At 54.5% G+C, this 286-nt stretch carries 1 protein-coding gene; it reads right to left on the minus strand.

The window, feature by feature from the left end:
• The coding region (locus LZP73_RS20580; RefSeq protein ID WP_234236833.1) for a benzoate/H(+) symporter BenE family transporter at positions 1-286 on the minus strand (286 nt) is incomplete at both ends.

Raw genomic sequence — 286 nt, forward strand, 5'->3', positions numbered from 1 at the left:
ATGCGCATCAGACGAGCAAAGAGTCCCGTTATGCCGCAGAGGACTATTAACACGTTGGTGACAATAAAAACGCCGATGGCTTCGTTAAGTGTTAGTCCCTGTAATCCGGTGACCAACAAAGCCGCGCCAGGCGTTGACCATGCGGTGAGAACAGGTACGCGATACCATAATGTCAGAGTCAGCGTACTGACGCCCATTGCCAGCCCCAGCGCCGTCATCCAGCCAGAGATTTGTGCAGTGGTGGCTCCGGCGACAATCGCTGCTTGCCAGATTATTGCCGCTGAAC

This window comes from Shewanella sp. AS16, assembly GCF_021412365.1.
Classification (GTDB): domain Bacteria; phylum Pseudomonadota; class Gammaproteobacteria; order Enterobacterales; family Shewanellaceae; genus Shewanella; species Shewanella salipaludis.